The sequence below is a fragment of the Streptomyces changchenzhani genome (assembly GCF_039766235.1).
In the GTDB taxonomy this organism is placed as follows: Bacteria; Actinomycetota; Actinomycetes; order Streptomycetales; family Streptomycetaceae; genus Streptomyces.
Window position 1 is genome coordinate 107,315 of sequence record NZ_JBDHNH010000011.1, and the last position, 19,615, is coordinate 126,929.

Here is a 19,615-nt window from a genome sequence, read left to right on the forward strand (position 1 = left end):
CAGTCGGCCGCAGGCACCACTCACGCGGCTACGTTGAGTTCCTGCTTGGTCCGGTGGATGAACTCGCGGACTGCCGGCTCGCGCCGCCAGGGGGCGAGGGCGCTGTTGAACTCACGGACATAATCCAGAGCCCGGGATGACTGGACGCGGGCGAGGATGTCGACGGAGCGGTTGCCCAGTTCGAGGCCGTGGTCGAGGTCGCGGGCTTGGAGGTGGGCGGTCCCTACGATGGCCAGGCGCATGCCGACGGAGCGGGTGAAGGTGCCGGACGGCATGGCGGCGGCCCGCTGGTTCCAGGCCAGGGCGGCCTTGGGGTTCTTCAGGTCGCGGAAGACCTCGGCGGCGTCCGCGGACAGGCGGGCGTGGTGATAGAAGTCGATCCACGCGGGCTCGTCGCCGCTGTCGTCCTTCGCCTGCTCCAGCAGGGCCTCGGAGGCGGCCAGGGCCCGCGAAGCGGCCTTGGGGTCGTTCTCGCGGGCGTGAGCGCGGGCCTCGATCAGCTTGGTGAACGCCAGCACCCTCGGCACGGCATGGCCTTTCGCCCGCTCGAAGGCGCCCTGAGCCATATCGACGGCCTCGCCGGCGAACCCGCGCAGGAGTGACTGCATGGCCATCGTGGTCAGGACATAGCAACCCAGCTGCACGTCGCCGCCCGCACGGGCGAGGCGGAGAGCCTGGATGAAGTGCCGTTGGGCGACGTCGTGTTCACCGACGTCGAAGGCCGTCCACCCGGCCAGCCTTGAGAGCTCTCCGGTTACGGAGAAGAGCTCGCGGCCGACGTCGTCGGCGAAGGAGCCCCGCAGCAAGGGGGCGGCCCGTTCCTGGAGGCAGGTGGTGACGGAGTTGGCCTTCCAGTTCCCGCCGCCGTATTTGGAGTCCCAGCGGCGGGCGTCGTCGGCGGCCTCGCGCAGTTCGTCGAGATCCGCGCGGCCGACCTGATGGCCGCCCTCGTGGTCGGCGGTCTCGTCGGCGGGGGTGACGAGCCAGCGGGTGACGGGGGTGGTGAACGCGGAAACGGCGAAGCCGGATGCGCCATAGGTGAGGAAATCGCGGCGGTTCACGGAGCTCCAGAACGAAGTGGCGACGCGGACGGCGTCAGCGGGATCTCGTGGGAAATCCAACCCCATATTCGCGTCCGGTGTCTGCGCATCGCCCATACCGATTTCGGCAAGAGTGACGGGCCGCCCGAGCCGTTCTCCGATCGCCTGGGCGAGGAGCCTGGGCACCGGCCACTTCGGTGTCATCCCGCGCCGGCACCAGTTTGCCACCGAGGTATGCGAGTAGTCGGTCGCGGTCCCGACCTGCTGGGCGAGCTGGTTGATCCGGTGGGCCAGGGACTTATGGCTCGCACCGCAGCCTTCGATGAGCCGGGCCAGGTCCGCGTTGGGCGGACGGCTCCGGCGGACGGTCGATGTCACGACGTCCCCCTGACCAGTTGCTTAAGCGTCGCGCACACGGAAAGTCGCACTGGCCGGAACCCGGAAGTCGTACGCCGCTGAGTACGTTCAGTGGTACGCGACGGCAGTGGAGCATCTTCGTCCGTACGTGATTCCCGTGTGCTGGGTCACCGAGGGTATTGCCTTCACGGCTCGCAGTGAACCGCGCATGCGAGTTGTGAGCCCCCCTGCGAGCCCTCCCCGCGATCACCGCCGACCGGTGTGATGAGGGTCCAGGCCACCGCCGGAACCGGAACAACCTCCTTCCGGCGGTGGCCGCCGCCAGGCATCCCAACCACCCTCGGGGGTGAACCAGATGTGCGGAATCGCAGGACTGGCCGGAGGCGACGCCTCCCGGCACGAGAGCACGGTCGGCGCGATGGGTCTCTCGCAGGCCCATCGCGGACCGGACGGCACGATGCACGCCGCCTCGATCGACGGGCGGGCGGTGCTGGCGATGAACACGCTGCTGATCGTCGACCCGCAGGCCATGCCCGGCCCCTACCTCGACCGCCCCACCGGGGTGCTGCTGGCATTCAACGGCGAGATCTACAACTTCCGCCAGCAGGCGAAAGCCTGGGGCATCCCGCTTGCCGCCCGCGAGTCGGACGCGCACTTCCTGCTGCGGGCCTGGGCGAAGATCGGCCCGTCCTGCCTGGACGGCCTGGACGGCATGTTCGCCCTGGCCGTCTACGACCCGCGCATCCGCAAGCTGTTCCTCGCCCGGGACCGGCTCGGCGAGAAGCCGCTCTACTGGCGCCTCGACGGCGGCCGGCTCGCGTTCGCCTCCGAGGTCACCACCCTGACCGGCTACGGCAGTGCCCCGCCGGTCCTGCGGCCCGAGATGGTCGCCATCGAGACCCCGACCGGCGCCGACACACCCTTCCAGGGCATCCAGCTGCTGGCCCCCGCCACCCTGATGGCCTTCGACACCGCCACCGGCTCCCTCGACCAGCACACCTGGTGGTCGCTGGAGAACCGGCAGCCGTTCGAGGGCACCTACAAGGAGGCCCTGGCCCGGTTCTCGGTCGTGCTGGCCGAGCAGGTCCCGCTGCGGGCCCCGTCAGGCGACTTCGCCCTGCTGTTATCGGGCGGCCTGGACTCCTCGGCGCTGGCCTACCTGATGCGGCCGCCGGTCTGCATCACCGTCCGCTACCCCGGCCAGGACCGCCTCGACGAATCCAAGATCGCTGCCACGGTCGCCCGTGACATCGGCGCCGAGCTGATCGTGGTCGAGCCGGACACGGCGGACTTCACGACGGTGCTGCCGCACATGGTCTCCGCCCTGGACTATCCGATGGGCAACGCGTCGACGTTCTCCGAGTACATGGCCTACCGAAAGGCGTCCGACCTCGGTCTCAAGGTCGTCGTCGGCGGGCTGGGGCCGGACGAGTTCCTGATGGGCTACGTCCGTCACGCGCTCGTCCTCTTCGGCGCCGACGCCGTCCTGGCCGCGGGGCTGGAGGCATACCGGCCGCTGGCCGCGAAGCTGATGCACTCCGCCGGACAGCGGCTGGACCCGGCGGAGGCAGTCACCCGGCTCGTTCTGCGCGGCCCCGACCCTGAGGGGCGGATCCGCGACCTGGTCGGCAGTGCGATGAGCCGGGCCGGCGGGGATCTGGCCCGCGCGCTGACGCTGGCCGACCTGGCCACGGCCTGGCGGCCGCTGGTGATGACCAGCGACAAACTCGCCTCCGCCTACGGCCTCGAACGCCGGTCGCCCTACCTCGCCCGCGAGTTGGTGGAGCTGTCCTACCGGCTGCCGGTTGAGCACAAGATCGCTGATCCGGCCGCGGGGAAGCGGATCCTGCGGGACGCGGCGAAGGCCCTGGGGCTCCCGCGGGAGGTCTGGGGCAGCCGGGACAAGCTCGGCTTCGCGAGCCCCGTCCCCGCATGGCTCAACGGGCCCCTCGGCGCCTGGGCCGATGACCAGATCCGCACCGCGCTCATCGACGCACCGGTGGCCTGGCGGCCGTTGCTGGAGGGCGGGCTGAAGCCCGGCGGCCGGTTCGACCGCACCCGGATGCAGGCCCTGATGGCAGCCGCCTGGTTTTCGGATCAGACGGTGAGGGCTGCCGCATGATCTCCAACTCCGTTACTACGGTGGTCGGATGCAATCCGACACCACCACCTCCCCACAGTCGTCCACCGCCCGCGGAGCGGTCGCGGTCATCGCCAACCGGCGCGGCGAACTCCTTCTCCACCTGCGTGACGACCTGCCGGGCGTCATCGCCTGGCCCGACCACTGGAGCCTGCTGGGAGGCGGCGCGGACGGCGACGAATCCCCGGCCGACGCGATCGTCCGCGAGCTCGACGAAGAAGCCGGCCTGACCGTCGCCGACCTGGCCGAACTCTTCGAGATCCGCGACATCCACGGATCCGGTCAGGTCATCACGTTCTTCTGTGGCAGCTGGGACGGCGACGAGACCCAACTGCCGCTCGCCGAGGGCGTCAAGCTCCAGTTCTTCGCCCCCGAACACCTGCACATTCTCACGATCCCGCCGTTCATCCGTGACGGGATCCACCGCTATCTGGCCGCCCGGCCCGCCTGATCTCCCCGCCCTTTTCCGGGCGGGGAGGGGTGGGGCCGCCGCAGGCGGCCCCACCTGGAAGGACACCCGCTCATGAAGCTCACCGTCATCGGCTGCGGCTACCTCGGCGCCACCCACGCGGCCTGCATGGCCGAACTCGGACACGACGTGCTCGGCATGGACGCCGACATGGACAAGGTCCACACCCTCAACTCCGGCAAAGCCCCTTTCTTCGAACGCGACCTCGACGACCTGCTGGCCAAGCACACCACTTCGGGCCGCCTGAAGTTCACCGCCTCCTACGCGGAAGCCGCCGCCCACGGCGACCTGCACTTCATCGGCGTCGGCACCCCGCAGCAGGCCGGCGAGAACGCCTACGACCTCACCCACCTCTTCAGCGCCGTCCGCCAGCTCGCCCCCCGCCTGCACGGCCCGGCCGTGGTCGCGGTCAAGTCGACCGTCCCGGTCGGCACCGCACCCCGCGTCGCTGAAATCCTGCGCGAGTACGCACCAGCGGGCGAGAAGATCGAGGTCGCCTGGAACCCGGAGTTCCTGCGCGAGTCGTTCGCCATCGAGGACACCCTCCGCCCAGACCGGATCGTCCTCGGCTTCAGTACCGAGCACTCCTGGGCGGAAGCCGTCCTGCGGCAGTGCTTCGGGAAGATCACCGAAGCGGGGACGCCGACCATCGTCACCGATTGGGCCACCGCCGAACTCGCGAAAGCCTCCGCGAACTCCTTCCTGGCCACGAAGATCTCATTCATCAACGCGATGGCCGAAGTCTGCGAGACCGCAGGCGCCGATGTCGACCAGCTCGCCGACATCCTCGGCCACGACGCCCGCATCGGCCGCCGCGGCATGCGCCCTGGTCTCGGGTTCGGCGGTGGCTGCCTGCCCAAGGACATCCGGGGCTTCATGGCGCGGGCGGGCGAGCTCGGCGCCGACCAGGCACTGACGTTCCTCCGCGAGGTCGACGCGATCAACAACCGGCGCCGCGAACGGATGGTCGACCTCGCCCGCGAACAGCTCGACGGCAACCTCGCAGGCAAGCGGATCACCGTCTGGGGCGCCGCCTTCAAGCCGAACACCGACGACATCCGCGACTCGCCCGCCCTCGCCGTCGCCCACAAGCTCCACGAACTCGGCTCCACCGTCACGGTCACCGACCCCAAGGCCCTCGACAACGCCCGCAAGACACACCCCGAGCTCGACTACGTCGACGACCCGATCGCCGCAGTCCAGGACGCCGACCTACTACTTCACCTGACCGAATGGGCACAGTTCAGCCACATCGACCCCCACCGACTCGCCAACCGCGCCGCGAGCCCGAAGGTCATCGACGGCCGCGGCACCCTCGACGCCGATCGCTGGCGCGAAGCAGGCTGGACCGTCCGTGCCCTGGGCCGCCCCTGAACAATCGTCGGCAAGCAGCCCCGGCAGCCTCGACCAGGGCAGCCGGGGCTGCCTCCGTTTCACACAGCCGGGAGCCGATCGCCCAGCAACGTGCCTAACGTCCCTGAGCACTAAGCACGGCTCTGAACAGCCTAAAGACTTGACAACCATAGATAAGCGGTGCGGCATGCGCCTTCGCGGCGGTGCTTTACAAAGTTGTAGGTTCCGCAGCTCGGTGTCCAATTCCTCGCCGCCGTGTCCAACGGCTGGCCGATTGGACGCGGTTCTGCGTAATCGCAGGTCCACCCACTTGCCTCCGCCGGGCTCGATCGTCGCTGCGCCGTCAGAGCCGAGGATTGGACACGTTCTGCGGAACGCGTTCGGTGGACACGAACGTGGAACGCCGATGCCCTGCTGGTTGCAGCGGTGCCGTTGGACACCGAAGCGCGGAACCTACAAAAGTGGTCACGAGCGATGTGGTGAAGGCCGCCCTGGAGTCGGTTGTCGGGAGGGCGCTCAATGTGCCGTTCTGAGGCTGAAGCGGGGGCCGGTCGGTGCGGGCACGCACGGGCGGACGGTGGCTATGTGACGGCGGAGGCGGCCGTGGTGGTGCCGACGCTGGTGCTGTTCACCATGGCGCTGGTCTGGGCGCTGATGGCGACGTCCGCGCAGATCCAGTGCGTGGACGCGGCGAGGGCCGGGGCGCGGGCGGTCGCCAGGCAGGAGCCGCAGGGCGCGTCGGTGGCGGCGGCCAGGGACGCGGCGCCGCGCGGCGCGGTCGTCACGATCGGCAAGGAGGGCGATCGGGTGCGGGTGGCGGTGGAAGCCCCCGCGCCGGGACTGGGCGGGCTGTCGCTGAGGCTGCGGGCCGAGGCGGTCGCGCTGGCCGAGGAGACCGTGGGGGTGGCGGCGTGAGGAGCCCAGGGAGGAGCACCGGAGGGGACGGGGGGAGCGTTGGGAGGTGCGGGGCGTCGGGCGGGGATGCGGTCGGGGGCAGGGGGCGGAGGTCCGATGGCCAAGTGGGTGCCGGGATCGGCAGCCGGCTGCGGGACGGGGGTGATCAGGGGTCGGCCGCGGTGTGGGCGGTTGTGGCCGTCGCCGTACTGGGGGTGGTCTTCGCGGGGGTGCTGGCCATGGGACAGGCGACGCTGGCCCGCCACCGGGCGGGTGGCGCCGCGGACCTGGCCGCACTGGCGGCGGCCGACCAGTGGATACACGGGCAGACCGCGGCCTGCGGCGAGGCGGCGGGTGTGGCAGCCGCGCAAAGAACCCGCCTGGTGAGCTGCGTGGTGAGCGGGGAGATCTCCGACGTCACGGCGGAGGCGGGCGTGGGGCCGTACAGCGTGGCGGTCAGGGCCCGCGCGGGTCCCGCGGGCCCCATAAGCCGCCGGGCTCACTCCGAGGGCGCCTCAGGGGCCTGCAGCGGCTCCGAAGGGCCCACGCCGTCCCGCCCCCGCGGGTCCTCCGCCGCCTCCGGCCGCTTCGGCCCCGCTGCCGACGCCGGCCCCTCCGCCGAGCCCTGCGCGTCCGGCACCCCCGCAGGGTCCCGCACCTCCGGCGCCTCCGAGGCATCCGGCCCCCCCGCAGGGCCCGGCACCCCTGCAGCGTCCTGCGCCTCCGGAGCATCCCGTACCTCCGAGGCATCCGGTACCTCCGCCGAGCCCGGCCTCCCGGGCCCACCCGCCGCACCCGATACCTCCGGCGCACGCACCCCTGGCCCATCCGCCCCCTCCGCCGTACCCGGCGCACGCACCTCCGGCGCACCCGCGATGAGGGTGGTGAGGAGGCGGACGGCGGCGCGCTTGTTCAGGGGTTCGTTGCCGTTGCCGCACTTTGGGGACTGGATGCAGGAGGGGCAGCCCGCTTCGCACTCGCAGGAGGCGATGGCTTCGCGGGTGGCGGTCAGCCATTCGCGGGCGGTGTGGAAGGCCCGCTCGGCGAAGCCCGCGCCGCCGGGGTGGCCGTCGTACACGAAGACCGTTGGCAGCAGGGTGTCCGGGTGGAGCGGGACGGAGACGCCGCCGATGTCCCAGCGGTCGCAGGTGGCGAAGAGCGGGAGCATCCCGATGGAGGCGTGCTCGGCGGCGTGCAGTGCTCCGCCCAGGTGCTCAGGATTGACGCGGGCGGCGTCGAGCTGGTCCTGGGTGACGGTCCACCACACCGCACGGGTGCGCAGGGTGCGGGGAGGGAGGTCGAGTTTGGTCTCGCCGAGCACTTCGCCGGTGATGAGCTTGCGGCGCAGGTAGGAGACGACCTGGTTGGTGACTTCGACGGAGCCGTAGCAGAGCCGTCCCGCTCCCCAGGGGATCTCGGTGTCGGTCTCCAGGACGGAGATGGCGGTGGTGTCGCGGGCGGTCGTGGAGTACGGCGGGTTGGCCTCCTCGACCAGCGCGACGGCGCCGTGGGGGTCCTCCAGGTCCAGGTGCTTCACCAGGTAGGTGCGGCCCTGGTGGAGATGGACGGCGCCGTCGTGGACGGAGGCGTGGGCGGCGGACGCGTCGACCGTGCCGAGCAGCCGGCCGGTGACCGCCTCGACGATCTGGACGGGACGGCCGCTCTCGCCCCGGATGTCGGTGAGGTCGACGGCCCGTTCGCGGCGGGTCCAGTACCAGGACTTGCCGCGGCGGCGCAGCAGTGCGGCGGCCTCCAACTGCGGCATGAGCTCGGCGGTGGCCGGGCCGAAGAGGTCCAGGTCGGCCTCGGTGAGCGGGAGCTCGGAGGCGGCGGCGCACAGGTGGGGGGCGAGGACGTAGGGGTTGTTCGGGTCAAGGACGGTGGATTCCACCGGCTGCCGGAACAGCGCCTCGGGGTGGTGGACGAGGTAGGTGTCCAGGGGGTCGTCGCGGGCGACGAGGATCGCCAGGGCGCCCTCGCCCGACCGCCCGGCCCGCCCCGCCTGCTGCCAGAGCGAGGCGCGGGTCCCGGGGTATCCGGCGATGATCACGGCGTCCAGGCCCGAGACGTCGATGCCGAGCTCGAGGGCGGTGGTCGCGGCGAGGCCCAGGAGCTCGCCGGAGTGCAGGGCGCGTTCCAGGGCGCGGCGTTCCTCGGGGAGGTAGCCGCCGCGGTAGGCGGCGACGCGCCGCGGGAGCGAGCGGTCCACCGCGGCCAGGCGTTCCTGGGCGATGAGGGCGACGAGCTCGGCGCCGCGCCGGGAGCGTACGAACGCCACGGATCTCACGCCCTGCACCGTCAGGTCGGTGAGCAGGTCCGCGGTCTCCGCCGTGGCGGTCCGTCGTACGGGCGCGCCCTTCTCGCCATGCAGCTCGGTGAGGGGCGGTTCCCACAGGGCGAAGACCAGCTCGCCCCGCGGGGAGGCGTCGTCGGCGACCTCCTTGACGGGGAGGCCGGTGAGCCGGCCCGCGGCGACGGCGGGTTCCGCGGAGGTGGCCGAGGCGAGGAGGAAGACGGGATTCGCGCCGTAGCGGGCGCACAGGCGGCGTAGTCGGCGCAGGACCTGGGCGACGTGCGAGCCGAAGACGCCGCGGTAGGTGTGGCACTCGTCGATGACGACGAAGCGCAGGGCGCGCAGGAAGGAGGCCCAGCGGGGGTGGGAGGGGAGTATCCCGCGGTGCAGCATGTCCGGGTTGGTCAAGACGTAGTTGGCGTACTGACGTACCCATTCGCGCTCTTCGACCGGGGTGTCGCCGTCGTAGACCGCGGGGCGCACGGCATTGCCCAGGGGCGCCGCGAGGGCCTTCACGCCGCGGCGCTGGTCCGCGGCGAGGGCCTTGGTCGGGGCGAGGTACAGGGCGGTCGTACCGCGCCCGTTGGGGGCCTCGGAGCCGTCGAGGAGGGCGGACAGGACGGGGGCGAGGTAGGCCAGGGACTTGCCCGACGCGGTGCCGGTCGCGATGACGACGGACTCGCCGTCCAGGGCGTGCTCGGCGGCGTCCGCCTGGTGCGTCCAGGGGTGTTCGATCCCGGCGGACTGGATGGCCGCGATCACTTCCGCGCGGATGCGGTCGGGCCAGACTGCATGACGACCCGCTCTGGGGGGCAAGTGCTCCGTATGAGTGATGCGCGTAGCCCGGCTCCCGCCTGCGGCGAGCCGGTCGAGGACCGTACGGGGAGAGGGGCGCGAGCCCATGCTCTCCGGAGGTCGACTGGGGTGGTGTTTCTTGGCCATCGGCACCGAGTGTGTCACCGGCATGAAGGACAATGGTCCCAAGGCGTCGTACATGCCCGCTGGTAAGTGATTGAATGCCATCGCGGCTGGCTTTCCGTCCTCTGGCTCCGCCGGGGAGACCTCAGGGGGGCGGCCGCTCGATAGCAAGGTGCTGGAGGATCCGTGGACCTGTCCCTGTCGACTCGCAATGTTTCCGGACCTGGTGGCGACCGTACGGTCGTCGAGGTCGGTGGCGAGATTGATGTGTATACCGCGCCCAAGCTGCGCGAGCAGTTGGTCGAGTTGGTGAACGACGGCAGCTATCACCTGGTTGTCGACATGGAGGGCGTCGACTTCCTCGACTCCACCGGGCTCGGCGTGCTCGTGGGTGGCTTGAAGCGAGTGCGTGCCCATGAGGGCTCGCTGCGCCTGGTCTGCAACCAGGAGCGCATTTTGAAGATCTTCCGAATCACCGGTCTGACCAAGGTGTTCCCCATCCACACCTCGGTCGACGAAGCCGTCGCAGCTACAGACTGACGGCTTCCGGCAGGACCCGGAAGGCAAGGCAGGGGTACCGGGCTGATGGCCCGGGCCCTTGCGAAGCACGCTCGTACGTCCGAGGGGGATCGCATGGCCACCGTTGAACTCCGCTTCAGCGCCCAGCCCGAGCACGTCAGGACGGCACGCCTCGTGGCGGCTGCCGTGGCGCGCAGGGCCGGGGTGGATGAGGCGGTGCTGGACGAAGTCCGCCTCGCGGTCGGCGAAGCGTGCTCCCGTGCGGTGGGACTCCATCGCAGCAATGGCATCTCGGCTCCGGTCCGGGTCGTGCTGACCGAGGAGGAGAAGGCGTTCTCCATCGAGGTCGGGGACGAGGTGCCCGCTTCGGGCGGCGTTGGGGCTTCCGGGGCGGTTCCCGGGGCACGTGGCGCCGCCGATCCGGACGGTTCCGACATCGAATCCGACGGTGAGGACGAGATGGGGTTGGCGGTCATCAGTGGACTTGTCGACGATGTGGAGGTCACCTCGGACGAGTCCGGTGGTGTCATCCGCATGACGTGGCCGAAGACACCGGCGGTCGTACTTCCCTGAGCCTTCCCTCTCCGCCGCGCTTGACCAATTCGGTTCTTCTTTTCCAAGAGGCCCTGCTGAGCAGGGCCTTCTTGTTTTTCTGGATCTTCTTCCGGACTCTCGCCCGTCTTTCTTGATCTTCGCGGGTAGATCATTCGGGGATCGTGAATGCGTTTGCCCCATTACCGCCTTCGGGGAGTTTTCGGGAAGATGATCATTTGCTGATGAGCAACTGAAGGTCAATTCTGATTGCGGCACCCTGTTTTGATCAGGTTCCGCTACCTACAATCCGTCCACATCTTGAGCGCTGAGCGTCAAGGAGGACGAATGGCGGGGCTCTTCACCTCACACCAGCTAGATCACCCATCAACTCTCGCGGCCGCGGTACTGACCGACGGGAACCGGTTCATCGTGATCGTCATCGCCGTGGTGGCGCTGGCGGCACTGGTCATGGCCCAGGTGCTGACACGCCAGGTGCTGGCGGCCGACGAAGGCACCGAAAAGATGAAGGAAATCGCGGCGGCCGTGCAGGAGGGCGCGAATGCCTATCTGGCCCGGCAGTTGCGCACCCTCAGCATTTTCGCCGTCGCGGTGTTCTTTCTGCTCTTGCTGCTCCCGGCCGACAACTGGTCGCAGCGTGCCGGACGTTCGGTGTTTTTCCTGGTCGGTGCCGGTTTCTCGGCGGCGACCGGTTACCTCGGCATGCGTCTCGCCGTACGAAGCAATGTGCGTGTGGCAGCTGCCGCGCGTGAAGCAACTCCGGCGGAGGGCGAGCCGGAAAAGGATCTGACGGCGGTTTCGCACAAAGCGATGAAGATCGCTTTTCGTACGGGCGGCGTGGTCGGCATGTTCACGGTGGGCCTCGGCCTGCTCGGTGCCTCCTGCGTGGTCCTCGTCTACGCGGCCGACGCACCCAAGGTGCTGGAGGGCTTTGGACTCGGCGCCGCGCTCATCGCGATGTTCATGAGGGTCGGCGGCGGCATCTTCACCAAGGCCGCCGACGTCGGCGCCGACCTGGTCGGCAAGGTCGAACAGGGCATTCCGGAGGATGATCCGCGCAATGCCGCGACCATCGCCGACAATGTGGGCGACAACGTCGGCGACTGCGCCGGCATGGCGGCCGACCTGTTCGAGTCGTACGCCGTGACGCTCGTCGCCGCGCTCATCCTGGGCAAGGTCGCCTTCGGCGACGCGGGCCTCGCGTTCCCGCTGATCGTTCCGGCGATCGGCGTGATCACGGCGATGATCGGCATCTTCGCGGTCGCCCCGCGCCGCAGCGACCGCAGCGGCATGACCGCCATCAACCGCGGATTCTTCATCTCCGCGGCGATCTCCCTCGTACTGGTGGCGGTGGCCGTCTTCGTCTACCTGCCGTCCTCGTACGCCGAACTGGACGGCGTCACCAACGCCGTCGTCCAGAGCCACAGCGGCGATCCGCGGGTGTTCGCACTCGTCGCCGTTGCCATCGGCATCGTGCTGGCCGCTCTCATCCAGCAGCTCACGGGGTACTTCACCGAGACAACCCGGCGCCCCGTCCGGGACATCGGCAAATCGTCGCTCACCGGCCCGGCCACCGTCGTACTCGCCGGTATCGCCATCGGCCTGGAATCCGCCGTCTACACCGCGCTGTTGATCGGCCTGGGCGTGTACGGGGCGTTCCTGCTCGGCGGTACGTCGGTCATGCTCGCCCTCTTCGCGGTGGCCCTGGCCGGCACCGGGCTGCTCACCACCGTCGGTGTCATCGTCGCCATGGACACCTTCGGGCCGGTGTCCGACAACGCCCAGGGCATCGCGGAGATGTCCGGGGACGTCACGGGCGCGGGCGCGCAGGTGCTCACCGACCTGGACGCCGTCGGCAACACCACCAAGGCCATCACCAAGGGCATCGCCATCGCCACCGCCGTGCTGGCGGCGGCGGCGCTCTTCGGCTCGTACAAGGACGCCATCGCGACGGCGCGCGAAGAGGTCGGCGCCAGGGCGAGCGAGCTGGGCCTGCAGATGGACATCTCACAGCCCAACAACCTCGTCGGGCTGATGCTGGGCGCCGCGGTCGTCTTCCTCTTCTCGGGGCTGGCGATCAGCGCGGTGTCCCGGTCGGCGGGCGCGGTGGTCTACGAGGTGCGGCGGCAGTTCCGCGAGCACCCCGGGATCATGGACTACACGGAGAAACCGGAGTACGGCCGCGTCGTCGACATCTGCACCAAGGACGCGCTGCGCGAGCTGACCACACCGGGTCTGCTCGCCGTGCTGACGCCGATCGCGGTCGGTTTCTCGCTCGGGGTCGGCGCGCTCGGTTCGTTCCTCGCGGGCGCCATCGGCACCGGCACGCTGATGGCCGTCTTCCTCGCCAACTCCGGTGGCGCGTGGGACAACGCCAAGAAGCTCGTCGAGGACGGTCATCACGGCGGCAAGGGCAGCGACGCCCATGCCGCGACCGTCATCGGCGACACGGTCGGCGACCCGTTCAAGGACACCGCGGGTCCGGCGATCAACCCGCTGCTGAAGGTGATGAACCTGGTGGCGCTCCTCATCGCCCCCGCGGTCGTTCAGTTCAGTTACGGCGACGACGCCAGCGCCGGTCTGCGGGCGCTGATGGCGACCGTCGCCATCGTCGTCATCGTCGGTGCGGTGTACATCTCCAAGCGGCGCGGGATCGCCGTGGGTGACGACGACAACTCCGGCAGTGAGTCGGGGCGGGTGCCCAAGCCCGCGGACCCCCCGGTGGCTTCCGCCAGGGTGGTCTCGTAGCACCGACAGCACACCGGTAACACCTGCTCAAAAAGTGGGCGGGCGAAGCGCTTTGGCGCGGCGCCCGCCCATTCCCGCGCCGGGAGTCAGGCCGGAGATTTGCCGTGAGTTGTCTCTCCCTTGGTGCAAATGGCTTCAATATATGATGGAACGGACGTACGGCATGCGGTTGTCGCCCGTTCGGCGTGTATGTTCCGGGGCCGAGAGCCTTGGAAGGGACCCATCCGGTGAACAAGAAGCTTGCGGCCGCGCTGTCCGGCGGTGCGGTACTGACAATGGCACTGTCCGGCTGCAGCAGCGACGACAGTGACGACAAGGTGAACGACTGGGCGAAGTCGGTCTGCGACCAGGTGCAGCCCCAGTTGAAGAAGATCTCGGACGCCAACACCTCGATCCAGAAGCAGACCGCGGACAACAGCAAGCCCGCGGACGTCCAGAAGACGGACTCCGCCGCGTTCCAGCAAATCTCGGAGGCCTACAGGGCGATGGGCGGCGCCGTGGACAAGGCGGGCGCCCCGCCCGTCGACGGGGGCGACAAGACGCAGCAGGAGGCGGCCAAGGAGCTCAACGCCTCCTCGGCGGCGTACGCCGGTCTGAAGAAGAAGGTCGACGCGCTCGACACCAAGGACCAGGCGAAGTTCGCGGACGGCCTCAAGGGCATCGCGGACGAGCTGAACAAGATCAGCAAGAGTGGCGACGACGCCCTGCAGAAGCTCCAGTCCGGCGAGGTCGGCACGGCGATGGGGAAGCAGCCGGGCTGTCAGAAGGCGAAGTCCGGCGAGCCCTCGGCGCCTGCCAAGGCGTAGGCGCGGAGGCGTACGGCGCGCACGACGGCGCGCACGACGGCGCGCGCCGTGCGTTGTGACGGCGTGCACGACGACATGCGCCGTACGTCGTGACGGCGTCTACTACGGCGCGCTTCACGGCGTGTGCACAAAGTGGCCGCGTGGCCCGGTATCCCCGAGAGGGTGCCGGGCCACGCGGCTTTTGTCGGTGCGAGCGGTGACAATGGGCGGGTGAGTACGCCCAGCCTTCCCACGCCCGAAAGCTCCGCCCGCCTCCGAGAGGCGCTCATCGCCGCCTCCTTCACCGCCGACGGGCTCCTCGACCTGCTCGGCGCGCCCGCGTACGCCGCCCTGGCGCGCAGCGAGACCGTGCCCGCGCTGCGGGCCACCCGGGGTGACACCCCACTCGAAACGCTGGTCAGGCTCTTCCTGCTCCAGCAGCCGGTGCCGGCAGCCCTGGCCGGCGTCGCGCTGCCCCTGGAGCAGTGCCTGGCCGACGGCTGGCTGGTGCGTGAGGCCGGCGGCGCGCAGGACTGTGTACAGGACGGGGTGCAGGCCACCGTGGACGTGCGGCCGTACGGCGGGGACGAGGGCCAGGACTGGTTCATCGTCTCCGACCTGGGCCGGGCGGTCGGCGGCGCCGGCGGCGCGGGCACCCGCGACGAGGCTGTGGTCCTCGGGGTCGGCGGCGCCTCCACCACGCTCGCCGGAATCACCGTGCGTACGCCCGTCTCCAGCGCCCTTGACCTCGGCACGGGATCCGGTATCCAGGCGCTGCACGCCGCGCAGCACGCCACCCGGGTCACCGCCACCGACCTCAACCCGCGCGCCCTGCACTTCACACGGCTCACGCTCGCGCTCTCCGGGGCGCCAGGGGCCGATCTTCGCGAGGGCTCGCTGTACGACCCGGTGGGGGACGACACGTACGACCTGATCGTGTCCAACCCGCCCTTCGTGATCTCGCCGGGCGCCCGCCTGACATACCGCGACGGGGGAATGGGCGGGGATGATCTGTGCCGCACGCTCGTGTCGCAGGCGGGAGAGCGGTTGAACGAGGGGGGATACGCGCAGTTCCTCGCCAACTGGCAGCACGTGGAGGGCGAGGACTGGCAGGAGCGGCTGCGCTCCTGGGTGCCGCGCGGGTGCGACGCGTGGATCGTGCAGCGCGATGTGCAGGACATCACGCAGTACGCCGAGTTGTGGCTGCGCGACGGCGGCGACCATCGCACCGACCCGGCCCAGTACGCGGCGCGTTACGAGGCCTGGCTCGACGAGTTCGAGGCCCGCAAGACCAAGAGTGTCGGCTTCGGCTGGATCGCGCTGCGCAAGTCCGGCGCCGAGTTCCCGTCGGTCACCATCGAGGAGTGGCCGCACCCCGTCGAGCAGCCGCTCGGCCCGGTCGTACGGGCCCACTTCGAGCGCCAGGACTATCTGCGCACGCACGACGACGCGGCGCTGCTCGCCGACCACTTCAAGCTCGCCGACGAGGTCGTCCAGGAGCAGATCGGGCTGCCGGGCGCAGAGGACCCCGAGTACGTGGTGCTGCGTCAGAACCGCGGCATGCGACGCGCGACGAAGGTGGACACGGTCGGCGCGGGGTTCGCGGGAGTCTCGGACGGCTCGCTGAGCGCCGGCCGCATCCTCGACGCCATCGGTCAACTCCTGGGCGAGGACCCGGTGCTGCTGCGCGACCGTACGCCCGACGCGATCCGGCTGCTGGTCGAGCAGGGCTTCCTCGAACCGCTGGGAAGCACCTTGGGGCCGCTGGGGCAGGTCGGGCACAGGCGATAGGAGGTACGGCGGGGGCTGTGCGCGGGTCCCTGTGCGGCCCGGCGCTGACCTTGCCCTGCGCGCTCGCGCCCCCGCCGCCCGCTCTGACCCTCATGCCCATTCTCGCCCCGTTATGTCCGATCCTTTGTGGCCCTCTGTCCACTCCCGTTCACCGCGTCCACTCCCGTTCCCGTGTCCACCCCCGCGCTTCCTTGTGCCGCCCTTGCGCCGTTCACCGACAGTTCGCTCCCACGACGCCGGGCGGTGTTCCCGGAGTGCCAGCCTCACCGTTCGGGAAGCAGAGAAGCTGAGCGGTGAGGGGTGCGGGGATGGAGAACGGGCCAGCGATTTTCACGGGTACGGCGTTTGCCCTGTTCGGGGCCGGTCTGCTGTGGTGGACGGGGGCGCGTGTGCTGCATCGCGCGCCGGTCGCGTACGGCGTGAGCCCTGTGGCCTCTTTCGCGCTCGCGACCCTGTTCGGCGTGGTTTTCGTCGGTCTCGGTGTGTGGTGTTTCGGCCGGATCTGATCGGAAGAGGTCCACACAGGCTCTCCGAGGGGGCGTCGCAGAACCGGTCGGCCGGTCCGGGCGGCAGGAATGCCGGGAGTCGGGTTACCGTTCGAGTGGCCGTTGCGGGCTTTTACCGTTTGACACGGGGGCGGGTTGTACCGTCACACTCCGCAGCGTCACGTACGGACCACCGAGTGTCGACCGGAGAGAAGAGCCAAGTTGTCCCCGACCAGCGAGACCGCACACGGCGGCCGCCGACTCGTCATCGTCGAGTCGCCCGCCAAGGCGAAGACGATCAAGGGCTACCTCGGCCCCGGTTATATCGTCGAGGCGAGCGTCGGGCACATCCGCGACCTCCCGAACGGTGCCGCGGAGGTGCCCGACAAGTACACCGGCGAGGTACGCCGTCTGGGCGTGGATGTCGACAATGACTTCCAGCCCATCTATGTCGTCAATGCCGACAAGAAGGCCCAGGTCAGGAAGCTCAAGGAACTCCTCGCGGAGTCCGACGAACTCTTCCTCGCCACCGATGAGGACCGCGAGGGCGAAGCCATCGCGTGGCACCTCCAAGAGGTCCTGAAGCCCAAGGTCCCGGTCCACCGGATGGTCTTCCACGAGATCACCAAGGACGCGATCAAGGCCGCCGTCGACAACCCGCGCGAGCTCAACAAGCGCATGGTCGACGCCCAGGAAACCCGCAGGATTCTCGACCGCCTCTACGGCTACGAGGTCTCGCCGGTCCTGTGGAAAAAGGTCATGCCGAAGCTTTCGGCCGGCCGCGTCCAGTCGGTCGCGACCCGTCTCGTCGTCGAGCGGGAACGCGAGCGCATGGCGTTTCGTTCTGCTGAGTACTGGGACCTGACCGGCACGTTCTCCACGGGACGCATCGGTGACGCCTCCGATCCGTCCACTCTGGTCGCCCGCCTGACGACGGTCGACGGCAGGCGTGTCGCCCAGGGCCGCGACTTCAGCTCCGTGGGCAAACTCAAGAGCGACGTCCTGCACATCGACGAGGCCAACGCGCGAGCGCTGGCCTCCGCCCTCGCCGACACGTCGTTCGCCGTGCGCTCCGTCGAGTCGAAGCCGTACCGCCGCTCGCCGTACGCCCCGTTCCGTACGACGACGCTCCAGCAGGAGGCCTCCCGCAAGCTGGGCTTCGGGGCCAAGGCCACCATGCAGGTCGCGCAGAAGCTGTACGAGAACGGCTTCATCACCTACATGCGTACGGACTCCACGACCCTCTCCGACACCGCGATCTCGGCGGCCCGTGCCCAGGTCACGCAGCTGTACGGCGCCGACTACCTGCCGGAGAAGCCGCGCACGTACGCCAAGAAGGTCAAGAACGCGCAGGAGGCGCACGAGGCGATCCGTCCTTCGGGTGATCGTTTCCGCACGCCTGCCGAGGCCGGCCTCAGCGGCGACCAGTTCCGGCTCTACGAGCTGATCTGGAAGCGCACCGTCGCCTCCCAGATGAAGGACGCCGTCGGGAACAGCGTGACGGTGAAGATCGGCGGCCAGGCCTCCGACGGCCGCAACGCCGAGTTCTCCGCCTCCGGCAAGACGATCACCTTCCACGGCTTCATGAAGGCCTACGTGGAAGGCGCCGACGACCCGAACGCGGAGCTGGACGACCGCGAGCGCCGGCTGCCGCAGGTCGAGCAGGGCGACGCGCTCTCCTCCGAGGAGATCTCGGTCGACGGGCACGCCACCAAGCCGCCGGCCCGCTACACCGAGGCCTCGCTGGTCAAGGAGCTCGAAGAGCGCGAGATCGGCCGCCCTTCGACGTACGCCTCGATCCTCGGCACGATCCTCGACCGCGGATATGTCTTCAAGAAGGGCACGGCCCTCGTGCCGTCCTTCCTGTCGTTCGCCGTGGTCAACCTGCTGGAGACGCACTTCGGCCGGCTCGTCGACTACGACTTCACGGCCCGGATGGAGGACGACCTCGACCGCATCGCACGCGGTGAGGCCCAGCCCATTCCGTGGCTGAGGCGCTTCTACTTCGGTGAGGGCGACGGTAAGAACGCGGGCGCCGGCGTCGGTGTCGGCGTGGGCGCCGGAGGCGGCGACGCGGCCACCACGACCACCGCGGTCAACGGTCAGGGCGACCACCTCGCCGGTCTCAAGGCGCTCGTCACCGACCTCGGTGCGATCGACGCCCGCGAGATCTCCTCGTTCCCGGTGGGCGACGGCATCGTGCTGCGCGTCGGCCGCTACGGCCCGTACGTGGAGCGCGGCGAGAAGGGCGCGGAGGACCACCAGCGCGCCGATGTGCAGGAAGACCTGGCGCCCGACGAGCTGACCGTCGAGTACGCGGAGGAGCTGCTGGCCAAGCCCAGCGGCGACTTTGAGCTGGGCGCCGACCCGGAGACGGGCCGCCAGATCGTGGCGAAGGACGGCCGCTACGGCCCGTACGTCACGGAGATCCTGCCCGAGGGCACCCCCAAGACCGGCAAGAACGCGATCAAGCCGCGTACGGCCTCGCTGTTCAAGTCGATGTCCCTGGACACGGTGACGCTGGCGGACGCGCTCAAGCTGATGTCGCTGCCGCGTGTGGTCGGCGTCGATGCCGAGGGCTTCGAGATCACCGCGCAGAACGGCAGGTACGGCCCGTATCTGAAGAAGGGCACCGACTCGCGCTCCCTGGAGACCGAGGACCAGCTCTTCTCGATCACGCTGGACGAGTCGTTGGCGATCTACGCCCAGCCCAAGCAGCGGGGCCGGGCAGCAGCCAAGCCGCCGCTGCGCGAGCTGGGCACCGACCCGGTCAGCGAGCGCCCGGTGGTCGTCAAGGACGGCCGTTTCGGTGCGTACGTCACGGACGGCGAGACCAATGCGACGCTGCGGACCGACGACAGCGTGGAGGAGATCACCCCCGAGCGGGGCTATGAGCTCCTCGCCGAGAAGCGCGCCAAGGGCCCGTCGAAGAAGAAGGCCGTGAAGAAGGCTCCGGCCAAGAAGGCCGCCGTGAAGAAGGCGACCACGGCGACCGCGGCGAAGAAGACGGCGGCCAAGAAGACGGCGGCGAAGACCACCACCGCCAAGAAGGCCCCGGCGAAGAAGGCGACGGCAGCGAAGGCGACGGCGGCTTCGTCCGACGACTGAGCCAGGAGATATCGGGAGTTACGCGGACGGGCTCTCCGCGGACAGTAGTTCCGCGGACAGGATCTCCGTGATCTCGTTCGGGTCGGTCCCCGGCACCCTCGTGGTGTCGGGGACCGACCTGTATGTCCTCCCGCACCTGGCCCGTACGACCGCGCGTGCAGAC

The 19,615-nt window shown here is 69.7% G+C and carries 13 protein-coding genes and 1 pseudogene; 12 read left to right on the top strand and 2 right to left on the bottom strand.

What is annotated here, in order from left to right; translation table 11 throughout:
- Positions 1–20: 20 nt before the first annotated feature.
- On the bottom strand, positions 21–1,418 hold the full coding sequence (locus tag ABCR94_RS30695; protein WP_347123789.1) for an NsdA family TPR-like regulatory protein: 1,398 nt from the start codon (positions 1,416–1,418) through the stop codon (positions 21–23).
- 334 nt (positions 1,419–1,752) lie between these two features.
- Here ABCR94_RS30695 and ABCR94_RS30700 point away from each other — a divergent pair, with 334 nt between their 5' ends.
- From ABCR94_RS30700 to ABCR94_RS30720, 5 genes and pseudogenes are all read left to right on the top strand, one after another.
- On the top strand, positions 1,753–3,519 hold the full coding sequence (locus ABCR94_RS30700; protein WP_347123791.1) for an asparagine synthetase B family protein: 1,767 nt from the start codon (positions 1,753–1,755) through the stop codon (positions 3,517–3,519).
- Positions 3,520–3,547: 28 nt separating this feature from the next.
- On the top strand, positions 3,548–3,988 hold the full coding sequence (locus ABCR94_RS30705; RefSeq protein WP_347123792.1) for an NUDIX domain-containing protein: 441 nt from the start codon (positions 3,548–3,550) through the stop codon (positions 3,986–3,988).
- A 72-nt stretch (positions 3,989–4,060) separates the two neighbouring features.
- Positions 4,061–5,380, top strand: coding sequence for a UDP-glucose dehydrogenase family protein (locus tag ABCR94_RS30710; RefSeq protein WP_347123794.1), 1,320 nt, complete (start codon positions 4,061–4,063; stop codon positions 5,378–5,380).
- 498 nt (positions 5,381–5,878) lie between these two features.
- A complete protein-coding gene (locus ABCR94_RS30715) occupies positions 5,879–6,274 on the top strand; it encodes a TadE family type IV pilus minor pilin (protein ID WP_347123796.1) in 396 nt (131 codons plus the stop codon).
- Positions 6,275–6,468: 194 nt separating this feature from the next.
- Positions 6,469–6,669 (top strand): annotated as a pseudogene (locus tag ABCR94_RS30720) (Rv3654c family TadE-like protein); the annotation flags it as partial.
- 83 nt (positions 6,670–6,752) lie between these two features.
- On the opposite strand, the gene sftH reads toward ABCR94_RS30720, so the two are convergent.
- Complete coding sequence (sftH, locus tag ABCR94_RS30725; RefSeq protein ID WP_347123798.1) at positions 6,753–9,569, bottom strand: DNA 3'-5' helicase SftH; 2,817 nt, start codon at positions 9,567–9,569, stop codon at positions 6,753–6,755.
- 81 nt (positions 9,570–9,650) lie between these two features.
- On the opposite strand from sftH, the gene bldG reads away from it, so the two are divergent.
- From bldG to topA, 7 genes are all read left to right on the top strand, one after another.
- Positions 9,651–10,004, top strand: coding sequence for an anti-sigma factor antagonist BldG (bldG, locus tag ABCR94_RS30730; protein WP_093799810.1), 354 nt, complete (start codon positions 9,651–9,653; stop codon positions 10,002–10,004).
- Between the two features lie 93 nt (positions 10,005–10,097).
- On the top strand, positions 10,098–10,556 hold the full coding sequence (locus ABCR94_RS30735; protein WP_347123800.1) for an ATP-binding protein: 459 nt from the start codon (positions 10,098–10,100) through the stop codon (positions 10,554–10,556).
- 306 nt (positions 10,557–10,862) lie between these two features.
- On the top strand, positions 10,863–13,283 hold the full coding sequence (locus ABCR94_RS30740; RefSeq protein WP_347123802.1) for a sodium-translocating pyrophosphatase: 2,421 nt from the start codon (positions 10,863–10,865) through the stop codon (positions 13,281–13,283).
- 227 nt (positions 13,284–13,510) lie between these two features.
- Complete coding sequence (locus tag ABCR94_RS30745; RefSeq protein WP_347123803.1) at positions 13,511–14,089, top strand: small secreted protein; 579 nt, start codon at positions 13,511–13,513, stop codon at positions 14,087–14,089.
- Positions 14,090–14,299: 210 nt separating this feature from the next.
- Complete coding sequence (locus ABCR94_RS30750) at positions 14,300–15,859, top strand: DUF7059 domain-containing protein (protein ID WP_347123804.1); 1,560 nt, start codon at positions 14,300–14,302, stop codon at positions 15,857–15,859.
- 308 nt (positions 15,860–16,167) lie between these two features.
- Positions 16,168–16,365: a hypothetical protein gene (locus ABCR94_RS30755; protein WP_347123806.1), complete on the top strand. Its 198-nt coding sequence runs from the start codon at positions 16,168–16,170 to the stop codon at positions 16,363–16,365.
- 201 nt (positions 16,366–16,566) lie between these two features.
- Positions 16,567–19,452 (top strand): type I DNA topoisomerase, encoded by a 2,886-nt coding sequence (gene topA / locus ABCR94_RS30760; protein WP_347123807.1) that lies wholly within the window; start codon positions 16,567–16,569, stop codon positions 19,450–19,452.
- The last annotated feature ends 163 nt before the right edge of the window (positions 19,453–19,615 follow it).

What these genes read in the sequence shown, in the direction of transcription:
- ABCR94_RS30700 (WP_347123791.1), top strand. Translation starts at nt 1,753, where the DNA reads ATGTGCGGAATCGCAGGACTGGCCGGAGGCGACGCCTCCCGGCACGAG.
- ABCR94_RS30705 (WP_347123792.1), top strand. Translation starts at nt 3,548, where the DNA reads ATGCAATCCGACACCACCACCTCCCCACAGTCGTCCACCGCCCGCGGA.
- ABCR94_RS30710 (WP_347123794.1), top strand. Translation starts at nt 4,061, where the DNA reads ATGAAGCTCACCGTCATCGGCTGCGGCTACCTCGGCGCCACCCACGCG.
- ABCR94_RS30715 (WP_347123796.1), top strand. Translation starts at nt 5,879, where the DNA reads ATGTGCCGTTCTGAGGCTGAAGCGGGGGCCGGTCGGTGCGGGCACGCA.
- sftH (WP_347123798.1), bottom strand. Translation starts at nt 9,569, where the DNA reads ATGGCATTCAATCACTTACCAGCGGGCATGTACGACGCCTTGGGACCA.
- ABCR94_RS30735 (WP_347123800.1), top strand. Translation starts at nt 10,098, where the DNA reads ATGGCCACCGTTGAACTCCGCTTCAGCGCCCAGCCCGAGCACGTCAGG.
- ABCR94_RS30740 (WP_347123802.1), top strand. Translation starts at nt 10,863, where the DNA reads ATGGCGGGGCTCTTCACCTCACACCAGCTAGATCACCCATCAACTCTC.
- ABCR94_RS30755 (WP_347123806.1), top strand. Translation starts at nt 16,168, where the DNA reads ATGGAGAACGGGCCAGCGATTTTCACGGGTACGGCGTTTGCCCTGTTC.